The sequence below is a fragment of the Variovorax sp. 20P10.2.4 genome, from assembly GCF_058244205.1.
Map to the genome: position 1 here is coordinate 1 of NZ_JBZAYE010000631.1, position 4,116 is coordinate 4,116.

At 69.4% G+C, this 4,116-nt stretch carries 4 protein-coding genes; 2 read left to right on the forward strand and 2 right to left on the reverse strand.

Features of this window, described 5'->3' with window-relative positions; translation table 11 throughout:
• On the reverse strand, positions 1 to 1,260 hold the full coding sequence (locus AC27VN_RS34565) for a branched-chain amino acid ABC transporter substrate-binding protein (protein WP_490879516.1): 1,260 nt from the start codon (positions 1,258 to 1,260) through the stop codon (positions 1 to 3).
• A 23-nt stretch (positions 1,261 to 1,283) separates the two neighbouring features.
• Positions 1,284 to 1,964, reverse strand: a complete 681-nt coding sequence (locus AC27VN_RS34570) for a TetR/AcrR family transcriptional regulator (protein WP_490879519.1) — start codon at positions 1,962 to 1,964, stop codon at positions 1,284 to 1,286.
• Between the two features lie 169 nt (positions 1,965 to 2,133).
• Here AC27VN_RS34570 and AC27VN_RS34575 point away from each other — a divergent pair, with 169 nt between their 5' ends.
• Both AC27VN_RS34575 and AC27VN_RS34580 read left to right on the forward strand, forming a co-directional pair.
• Positions 2,134 to 3,771, forward strand: coding sequence for an AMP-binding protein (locus tag AC27VN_RS34575; RefSeq protein ID WP_490879517.1), 1,638 nt, complete (start codon positions 2,134 to 2,136; stop codon positions 3,769 to 3,771).
• A 10-nt stretch (positions 3,772 to 3,781) separates the two neighbouring features.
• Positions 3,782 to 4,116, forward strand: a 335-nt coding sequence (locus AC27VN_RS34580; RefSeq protein ID WP_490879518.1) for a biotin carboxylase N-terminal domain-containing protein, incomplete at its 3' end; no start/stop codon positions are given.

Here is a 4,116-nt window from a genome sequence, read left to right on the forward strand (position 1 = left end):
TCAGGGGCGGACCATCTTGCAGTCGGTGCCTTGCGCGAGCTCGTTGCCGCTGTAGACCGCGTCGGTGCGGAAGCCGTAGTTCGTGCCTTCCCAGCCCAGCTTCACGGCCTTGCCGTCGACCGGCGCGATGGTGTTGACCACCTGCGGCAGCAGCAACTGGTGGTCCTCGCCGCGCATGCGCACGGGGCCGACCACCGAGTCGTAGCTCAGGTCCTCGAGCGCGCGTGCCACCTTCACGGTGTCGGTGCTCGCGGCCTTCTCGATCGCGGCCGCGAGCAGGCGCGGCGTCATGTCGATGCGCGGCGCGAGGAAGTCCTTGCCGGTCTTGGCCTTGTAGGCCTTAGCCAGCGCATCGACCTTCGGCGTGCCGGCCTGGCCTGGATGCCATTCGGCGACCCAGGTGAGCTGGCCCAGCTTCGCCTGCGACACCGCCGTGACCGTGCCCGGCACCGAGCCCGCGCTGTGGTTGAAGTAGCGCAGGTCGTAGCCGGCATCGCCCGCGGCCTTGAGCAGCAGCGTCATGTCCTGGCCCCAGTTGCCGGTGATGACCGAGTCGGCGCCGCTCTGCTTGATGTTGGCGATGTAGGGCGAGAAGTCCTTGACCCGGCCGATCGGATGCAGCGCCTCGCCCACGAACTGGATGTCGGGCCGCGCCAGGCCCACGAGCTGGCGGCCGTAGCTGGCCCACTGCTTGCCGTGCGCATAGTCCTGGTTCAGCAGGTAGACCTTCTTCACCTCGGGCGTCTTCTTGATGTAGTTGGCCAGCGCCTTCATCTTCATCGCCGTGTTGGCCTCGGTCTGGAAATGCCAGAAGCTGCAGGCCTTGCCGGTCATCTCGGGATCGATCGACGAGTGGTTGAGCACCAGCAGCTCCTTGCCCGGGTTGCGCTGGTTCCAGCGCGCCACCGCCTGCACCAGCGCCGTCACCACCGAGGAGCCCGAGCCGCCGGTCACGATGGCCTTGGCGCCCTGGTCGATCGCGGCCTGCAGCGCGCTCTGGCTCTCCTGCGCCGAGAGCTTGCTGTCGAACTGCAGCAGCTGCAGCTTCGTGCCGCCGAGCACGCCGCCCCTGGCGTTGATCTCCTCGATCGCGTACTGCGTGTGCATCAGCATCAGCTCGCCGACGTTGGCGAAGGGGCCCGAGAGCGGGTCGATGTAGGCGAGCTTGTAGGTCTGCTGGGCCTGCGCGGCGCCGGCGGCACCGGTGGCGATCAGGCAGGCGAGCGCGATCCGCGCCAGGGGCGCCGGGTGGAACTTCATGGTGTGTCTCCTGGGATGGGTGGTCAGTGGCCGGTGCGCAGCCCGATCACGCGGCTCGCGAGCTTCGTGAGCTCGGCCACCACTTCGTCGGGCGAGAGCCGTCCGCCCGGGCGGTACCAGCTGTAGAGGAAGCCCGGCAGGCTGCAGGCCGCGAGCGCGGTGATCTTGGTCTCGTCGAAATCGAGGTCGCCGTCGCGCCGCGCCTGTTCGAGCAGCGGGCACAGCAGGTCGTAGAAGTGGTGCGCGAGTTTCTTCTGCGCGGCCAGGTATTCGGGGCGGTAGACCTGCGGCTCGCGGTAGGGGAAGAAGGCGGCCGGGTGGTGCGCCACGGTGGCGCGGATCAGCCGCTCGATGCCCTCGAGCACCTTCTCGCTCGCGCGGCGCGGATCGTCGGCCGCGAAGTCGAGCGCGGTGAAGCAGTCGACCGCGGGGCGCCAGGAGATGGTCTCGAAGATCTCCTGCTTGTCGCGGAAGTAGTAATAGACGAAGGGCTTCGTGACACCGAGCGCGCGCACGATCTGCGCCATGGTGGTGTTGGCGTAGCCCTGCGCCGCGAACAGCTGCGTGGCGGCCTGCAGGATGCGCTCGCGCTGCAGGTCGGTGCCCTGCGTGGCGGCGCGCTGGCGTCCGGTGCCCTGCGGCAGGTCGGGGCGCGCCGTGAGGGCCGTGGCCTCCGTCGCATGCGCCTCGTGCATGCCCTGCATGCCTGGCACGCGAGGAGGATCGTCCTGCTCCGCGCGCGCCTTGCGCCCAGAGGGTTTGTGCCGTGTCGCGGAAGTTATACCCATGGGTAGGATTGTTCGTGCACCATCCGGCGATGGCAAGCGCCCGCCAGGCGCGAGCGGCTATCGATAACCCTGAGAAAGTGACGCCATGGAGACAACCGACGAACCCTTGCTGCGCGCGCTCCCGCCGCGCGCGCAACAACCGCTGCACGACTACCTGCGCGCCCATGCGCGCGAGCGCGGCGAGCATCCGGCCTGCCACTGGTACGGCCATGCGATGAGCTGGCGCGAACTGGACCGCGCGAGCGACGCCTTCGCCGCGCGGCTGCAGGCCCTGGGAGTGGCCAAGGGCGAGCCGGTGGTGCTGTTCCTCAACAACTGCCCGCAGTACCTGGTGGCGCACTTTGGCATCCAGAAGATCGGCGCCATCGTCTGCCCCAGCGGGCCGCTCAACAAGGAGCACGAGCTCGCCTACCAGGTCAACGACCTGAAGGCGCGCGTGATCGTCGCGGCCGCGCCGCTGCTGCCGGTGGTCGACAAGGTGAAGTCCGGCAGCGCGCTCGAACACGTGTTCGTCGTGCACTACGCCGACCTGCTGCCTGAGGCGCTCGAGCTCGACCTGCCGGCCGAGCTCGCCGCAGAGCGCAACGCCCCACGCACGGTGCCCGCGGGCTGCGAGGACTTCCTCGCCGCGATGCACGCCGACGCGAAGCCGCAGCCGGTGACCATCGCCATGGACGACGTCGCGCTGATGACCTACACCTCGGGCACCACCGGCCTGCCCAAGGGCGCGATGCTCAGCTACGGCAACGCGCTGTTCAAGACCCGCGCCGCGGCCGACTGCAACGGCGTCGGGCCCGACGACGTGCTGCTGTCGATCGCGCCGCTGTATCACATCGCCGGCATGCTGATGGGCGTCAACGTGCCGGTGCTCACGGGCGCGGCCTCGGTGCTGCTGCACCGCTTCGATCCGCGCGCGGCGCTGCAGGCCATCGCGCGCCACGAGGTGAGCTGGTGGTACAGCATCGCGCCGATGAACGTGGCCTGCATGCAGCTGCCCGACATCGCGGGCTTCGACCTCGCGAGCCTGCGCATGAACCCGGTCACCAGCTTCGGCATCGCCTTCACCGAGCCGCTGGCCGCGCAGTGGCGTTCGCATGCGCCGAACTGCACCTCCTTCGAGGCCGCCTACGGCCTGAGCGAAACCCACACCTGCGACACCTACACGCCGCGCCATGCGCCGCGCTGGGGCACGCAGGGCGTGGCGGTGCCGGGGGTGACGATCCGCATCGTCGACACCGACACGCAGGCCGACATGCCCACCGGCGAGGTCGGCGAGATCGTGCTGACCAGCCCGGGCTCCTTCAAGGGCTACTGGAACAAGCCCGAGGCCACGGCCGCCACGCTGCGCGATGGCTGGGTGCACACGGGCGACATGGGCAAGCTCGATGCCGATGGCTACCTGACCTTCATCGGCCGCTTCAAGGAGATGATCAAGGTCTCGGGCTACAGCGTGTTCCCCGAGGAGGTCGAGACCATCCTGATCAAGCATCCGGCGGTGGCACAGGCCGCCGTGATCGCGCAGCCCGATCCCGAGAAGGGCGAGGTGGTCAAGGCCTTCGTGGTGCGCAAGCCCGGCGCCGAGATCGCGGCCGAGGCGCTGATCGCCTGGTCGCGCGAGAACATGGCGAGCTACAAGGCGCCGCGCTCCGTGAGCTTCATCGATGCATTGCCCACCACCGGCGCCGGCAAGGTGCTGCGCCGGCTGCTCAAAGACAAGAACTGAAAGACCCCGCGTGTTTTCCAAAGTCCTGATTGCCAACCGCGGCGAGATCGCCGTGCGCCTGGTGCGCGCCCTGCGCGACCTCGGCATCGCCAGCGTGGCCGTGCATGCGCGCGACGACGCCTCGGCCCTCCACGTGCAGCTGGCCGACGTGGCGCTCGCGCTCGACGCGACCGGGCCCGCGGCCTACCTCGACATCGGCGCGCTGATCGCGGCCGCGAAGGCGCAGGGCTGCGACGCGGTGCATCCGGGCTACGGCTTCCTCAGCGAGCGCGCCGACTTCGCGCAGGCCTGCACCGATGCGGGCCTGGTCTTCATCGGGCCCACGCCCGAGCAGCTCGCGCTGTT